Raw genomic sequence first — 5,601 nt, forward strand, 5'->3', positions numbered from 1 at the left:
CTATCTGTGATTGTCGTCCCCCGCCCCCGCCCCCCCCTCGCGGAGAAGACGCCTCCCCCCCCCCCCCCCCCCCCCCCGCGTCACTCTGGGGTGCGGACCGTACGGTGGGCGGCGAAGGACTGGCGGTCGCCCGACCAGGCGTCGCGCGGCGCGACCGCCTCCAGGCGCTCCAGGTCGGCGGCCGAGAGCATGACGGCGGCGCTCTCGGCGTTCTCCGCGAGCCGTTCGGCGCGGCGGGTCCCGGGGATCGGCACGACGTCCTCGCCCTGGGCCAGCAGCCAGGCCAGGGCCAGCTGCGCCGGAGTCACCCCGCGCTCCGCCGCCGTTTCCCGCACGGCGGCGACGAGCTCCTGGTTGCGCTTGAGGTGCTCGTCCTGGAACCGCTGGTCGCCGAGGCGGAAGTCGCCGGCTCCGAGACCGTCCACCGTGAACGGGGCGGCCAGGAAGCCGCGGCCGAGCGGGCTGTACGGGACCAGGCCGATGCCCAGCCGACGGGCCGTGGGCAGCACATCGTCCTCGATGTCGCGCCACCACAACGACCACTCGTACTGTGCCGCGCTGATCGGATGAGTGGCCGCGGCCCGCTCGAGATCCTCGGGGCTCGCCTCCGACAACCCGAGATGACGGACCTTGCCCTCGGCCACCAGCTCGGCCATCGCTCCGACGGTCTCCTCGATGGGCACTTGCGGGTCAACGCGGTGCTGGTAATAGAGGTCGATGTGGTCGGTGCCGAGCCGCGCCAGCGATGCGTCGCAGTAGGCCCGCACGTTCTCGGGACGGCCGTCGACCCGGACACCGTCCTGGCTGCGGATGATCCCGAACTTCGTGGCCAGGACCACCTGGTCGCGCCGTCCGGCCAGCGCCCGGCCGAGCAGTTGCTCATTGTGTCCCGTGCCGTAGCTCATGGCCGTGTCGAGAAAGGTGACACCGAGATCGATGGCCCGATGCAGGGTGGCGATCGACTCGGTGTCATCGGCCGCGCCGTAGCCCTGGGACATGCCCATGCAGCCGAGTCCAACGGCGGAGACGGTGAGGCCTTCCGGCCCGAGAGTTCGAGTGTCCATGAAGCCAACATAGCGGCGCCGCCAGGGTGGTAGCCACAGGATGTTCTTCCTAGTAATGAGAGTGCCAGGATGACGCAATCCGTGACCCGAGCAAAGGAGTTGGGCGACCTGCTGCGCTCCCGACGGGAACGGCTGCAGCCCGCTGACGTCGGCCTGCCCACCGGTGTCCGGCGCCGGACCCGCGGCCTGCGCCGCGAGGAGGTGGCCCAGCTCGCGGCCATCTCCGCCACCTACTACGCCTACCTAGAGCAGGGCCGCGAGATCCGCCCCTCGCGCCAGGTGCTCGACGCGCTCTCGGCGGCGCTACGGCTGGACGCCGCCGAGCGGGTCCATGTCCACGAACTCGTCCACGGCGTCCCTCCCACCCAGCCGCACCCGGTCGTCGAAACGCTTCCGGCAGCCGTGTCCGAGCTGGTCGAGCGCCTCGATCCAGGCCCCGCCTACGTCACCGGCAGGCGCTGGGACGTCCTCGCTGCCAACCGGGCCGCCCGCGCCCTGTGGACGGACTGGCCGACCCGACCGCCGCAGGACCGCAACATGATCTGGTGGATGTTCTGCGAACCCACCGCCCGGGAGATCTTCGTCGCCTGGGAGCAGGAAGCCTCCGCACTACTCGGACGACTGCGCACAGCGGCCGCACGCCATCCGGGCGACCCTGGCTTCGGCGACCTGATAGGCCGCCTGCACACGGCCAGCCCGGAGGTGCGGGACTGGTGGCCCCAGCACAAGGTCGCCCCGGCCCGCTCGGGCACCAAACGCCTCCGCCACCCGGCTCTCGGGGAACTTGCGCTGCACCACCTCGTCCTCCACCTCGCCGACAACCCCGACCAGAGACTCGTCACCTACACCGCCGCGCCCCACGACCAGGCCCGGATCAGCGCATTGCTGGACTGCCTCTACTCTGCGACCCCCATGCCAAGACCATGATGTCGACATACACGCGGAACTCCCTTTGCTTGCCTAACACCCATTCGGCGCGCGGGCGACGCGGTGAGGACCGTGGACCGCGATCGTGAACAAGTCGTCCCAGTTGCCGTCGTCTCCGGCGCTGTGGCACAGCGAGCCGGTCTCCTCGCCGATCGCGACCCAGACACCGGGCCAGGTCGGATGCCGGTCGGTGACGAACTCCTCGCACTGGTCGCAGGTCTGCGCTGGCAGACCCCGGGAACGCAGGTCCTCGACCATCTCGCCGGTGATGTCCATACGCTCGTCGCTGTTGTAGTCCATGCCGCCGTACAACAGGCCGAAGGTGGTCCGCTCGTCGACCTTCTCCCAGGTGGTCAGTCCGGCGGTGCCGAGGCGGCCCGCACCTGGCTGCACGCCGAGGCCGAAGGCCGCCGGATCTCCCGGCTCCTCACCGACCTGGGGGACGTGGCCGCGGCCCGGCACGAGGGCGCCCCCGCGCCCAGGCCCGCGCCGCGGGACCTGCGGGCGCTCGCGCTGGCCGCCGGCCACCGGCTGAACACCGACCACCTCACCACAGACGGCCTCGCCATCGCCGAGCAGCTCACCGCGCTGACCGCCGCCGTCGTCCACCTCAGCGACAGCGTCACCCGCTCCCGCGACCGGCCCGGACCGTCCGGCTCCCGCCACACCCACTGATCGGACCGACCGATGACGAACGAACCCGCCTCCCCGCGCCGCAGCCTCATCGCCGCCCTGCGCCACCTGCTCGCCGGGCCCCGCCGACCCGAGCACCAGCCCCAGCAGACGACCGCCGCCCCGGATGACTGGGACGACGACCCCACCGGCGCCTGGGCACCCACGCTGCCCACCCCGGAGCCCCCGCTCCTCCCCACCACACCGGACGACGAGAACGACGGGCCGGGCGACGACCTGGACGCCGCAGAGTCCGAGTGCGCGCTGGACGGCGCCCCCTACTACGGCACCGGCGTGTACGGACGCTACTGCTCCTGGGGCTGCGCCGCAGCCGACGGTGCCGGCCCCGACGAGGACGACGCCGCCACCTGACCCGACCTCACCCCCAGCTCCACCACGGGCCCGACCGCACCACAGCGGCCGGGCCCTCACCTCACCCGACCAGAACGGAGCCACGATGCACCCACACGTCATCGCCGGGATTCTGGAGCGCGGCCTGCACACCAGGCCCGACGCCGAAGCCTGCCTCGCCGCCCGCGGCAGCGTCCCACTGCAGAACGAACTCACCCGCCAGTACCGCCAGGCCCTCACCGACCACGGCGCCGACCCCGACCGACCCACCGACCGCCACCTGCTGACCTGCGCCGCCGCCCTGCGCAGCACCAGCGAGCCGCCGACCGCCGACCCGGACGCCATCGCCGTCATCCTGAACCTGGCCGCCGACCGGATCGCCACCCACGGCTACGGCCCGGAGCGCTGCCAGCTGGCCAACGACATCGTCGACGCCGTCGAACAGCTCACCGGCGGCGATCCGCGGCTGCGCTTCGACGTGCTGACCGCCATCGCCCAGAACCTGCCCGAACCGCACATGACCATCACCGGGTGGGAGTGGAACGCCAACCCGGCCGGCGGCCTGGGCGCCATCCGGCTCCTGCGGTCCCTGGCGGCGCGGAAGGTCATCCCCTCGTTCGTCCCGCTGCCCACCGAACCGGTCGCTGACCTCACCGCCCGGGTCGACCTGACCGACCTCGAAGACCCTCGCCCGACTGGTCCAGACAGGCCAGGCGCCGACCGACCCGCACGAGCGCCGGGCCCTGGTCCGCGCCTACCAGGAAGCCGCCGCCCGCGGCAGCGACGCGGACCCGGGCCTCGCCGAGCTCCGCCAGGACCGCGCCGACACCCTGCGCACCCACCAGCCCTGAACCCTCGCCCCCGCCTCCCCGGGCCCGGATGCCCCCGCGCGGCCGGGCCCGTCCCGTCCCGGAGCACCTCCCATGACCCGTGCAGCACCCGGCCCACCCCCTCACCCCCTCACCGCCGCGCAACTGCCACCCGGCGCCGAGTGGTGGCCACACCTGCCCCGACTGCCGGACCGGCGTCCAGGGCGGCCCCACCGACCTGGCCGCTCACCGCCGAACCTGCCACCGACCCGACCCAGCGGACCGCCGAATCCCGATCACCATCCGACCCGACCACTGAGGAGCCCTGTTGACCATCGTCCCGCTCGACCCCAACTCCCCCGCCAGCCGCGCCGTCGGCGTGGACTTCGACCTCACCCTGGTCTTCCCTGTCAAGTCAGGGTGTTGAGAGCTTGAGCGGCGAGTGTCTGGCCACCGGCGTGGTAGGTCCGTCCGGCTCCTTGGGTGCCTAGACGCGGGGCAACCGCGCCTGGAAGCGCATGGGTTGACTTTCAGAAATCGTGAAAGAATACTTTCACGTCATGGCTACCGACAATCTGCTCGGTGATCTCACGATCACCGATCCCAAGGCGATGCGGGCCTTGGCTCATCCGGTGCGGCTGGCGATCCTTGACCTGCTACGCCGTGGCGGTCCGGCGACTGCCACCGAACTTGCCCAGGAGGTCGGTGCCTCGCCGTCGGGCGTCAGCTGGCATCTGCGTCACCTGGCCGGCTTCGGCCTGGTGCGCGACAGTGATCCCGGTCCCGACCGCCGGTACCGGCGGTGGGAGGCGGTGGGCCGCGGTTTCCGCTTCGAGGTTCCGGAGGACCCGGACGACGTGGACGGCAGGCAGGCCGCTCGGCTGCTGTCCGAGCAGATGTTCCTGCGGGCCGGGGATACGCCGGCGCGCTGGGCGGCTGAGGTCGAGCCCGGGCTCGATCCCCTCTGGCGCCGCCTGGCCGGCCTGTCCAACACGCGGGTCGTGCTCAGCGCGGATGAACTCGCTTCCGTCCTGGAGGAGTTCGAACGTGTCCTGGCACCTTATGTGACCCGCGAGGCGGCCGACCGGCCATCAGGCAGCCGCGGGGTGCGACTGATGCGCTACGTCCTGCCGGAGGACCACGAGCAACCTGACGGGGACACCAGGTGAGCGACGCGACCCTGTCCGTACCTCCGTCGCTGTGGCGGGACCGGCGATTCCTGCGCTTCTGGTCCGGCCAAACGGTCTCCCAGTTCGGCGACCGGGTCACCGAACTGGCCCTGCCGCTGATCGCCGTGACGACACTGCACGCCTCCGCCAACGAGGTGGCCTGGCTGACCGCGCTGATCTGGACGCCGAACCTGCTGGCCATCGTGCTCGGCGCCTGGGTCGACCAACGCTCCCACAAGCGCCGGCTGATGGTCACCGCCGACCTGGTCCGCGCCCTCATACTGCTGAGCCTGCCGGCGACCTACCTGACCGGAGCCGTGACACTGGGCCAGCTCTACACCGTCGCGCTACTCACCGGGAGCGCCGCCGTCCTGTTCAACACCTCCTACTCGGCCTTCTTCGCCCACCTGGTGCCGCGCGCGTCCTACGTGGACGCCAACAGCAAGCTCAGCACCAGTCGTTCGGCCTCCTACGTGGCGGGACCGGCGATCGGCGGCATGCTCGTACAGGCACTGACCCGAATCCGCAGGTAGTCCGGCGAGCGGTGGGCTGATACGGCGACAGGTGCCCGTGCTGGTTTGAGATGATCGAGGTTCTCTACGCCTGATC

At 71.6% G+C, this 5,601-nt stretch carries 8 protein-coding genes; 6 read left to right on the forward strand and 2 right to left on the reverse strand.

Annotated elements, in window-relative coordinates:
* Positions 1–80: 80 nt before the first annotated feature.
* Complete coding sequence (locus ACZ38L_RS34140; RefSeq protein ID WP_465700897.1) at positions 81–1,064, reverse strand: aldo/keto reductase; 984 nt, start codon at positions 1,062–1,064, stop codon at positions 81–83.
* 81 nt (positions 1,065–1,145) lie between these two features.
* On the opposite strand from ACZ38L_RS34140, the gene ACZ38L_RS34145 reads away from it, so the two are divergent.
* Positions 1,146–1,991 (forward strand): helix-turn-helix transcriptional regulator, encoded by an 846-nt coding sequence (locus ACZ38L_RS34145; protein ID WP_465700901.1) that lies wholly within the window; start codon positions 1,146–1,148, stop codon positions 1,989–1,991.
* A gap of 33 nt (positions 1,992–2,024) precedes the next feature.
* On the opposite strand, the gene ACZ38L_RS34150 is transcribed toward ACZ38L_RS34145, so the two are convergent.
* Positions 2,025–2,453, reverse strand: a complete 429-nt coding sequence (locus tag ACZ38L_RS34150; protein ID WP_465700905.1) for a hypothetical protein — start codon at positions 2,451–2,453, stop codon at positions 2,025–2,027.
* Here ACZ38L_RS34150 and ACZ38L_RS34155 point away from each other — a divergent pair.
* The 5 genes from ACZ38L_RS34155 (at position 2,436) to ACZ38L_RS34175 (ending at position 5,525) form a co-directional block, all read left to right on the forward strand.
* Positions 2,436–2,666, forward strand: coding sequence for a hypothetical protein (locus tag ACZ38L_RS34155; protein WP_465700907.1), 231 nt, complete (start codon positions 2,436–2,438; stop codon positions 2,664–2,666). The genes ACZ38L_RS34150 and ACZ38L_RS34155 overlap by 18 nt on opposite strands.
* Before the next feature lie 12 nt (positions 2,667–2,678).
* Positions 2,679–3,035 (forward strand): hypothetical protein, encoded by a 357-nt coding sequence (locus tag ACZ38L_RS34160; RefSeq protein ID WP_465700909.1) that lies wholly within the window; start codon positions 2,679–2,681, stop codon positions 3,033–3,035.
* Positions 3,036–3,120: 85 nt separating this feature from the next.
* Positions 3,121–4,155 carry a hypothetical protein gene (locus tag ACZ38L_RS34165; RefSeq protein WP_465700911.1) on the forward strand — a complete coding sequence of 345 codons (1,035 nt, stop codon included), beginning with the start codon at positions 3,121–3,123 and terminating at the stop codon, positions 4,153–4,155.
* A 228-nt stretch (positions 4,156–4,383) separates the two neighbouring features.
* Positions 4,384–4,992, forward strand: coding sequence for a metalloregulator ArsR/SmtB family transcription factor (locus ACZ38L_RS34170; protein ID WP_465700914.1), 609 nt, complete (start codon positions 4,384–4,386; stop codon positions 4,990–4,992).
* Positions 4,989–5,525, forward strand: coding sequence for an MFS transporter (locus ACZ38L_RS34175; protein ID WP_465700917.1), 537 nt, complete (start codon positions 4,989–4,991; stop codon positions 5,523–5,525). The genes ACZ38L_RS34170 and ACZ38L_RS34175 overlap by 4 nt, the downstream gene beginning before the upstream one ends.
* Positions 5,526–5,601: the final 76 nt, after the last annotated feature.

This window comes from Kitasatospora sp. NPDC024654, from assembly GCF_055559155.1.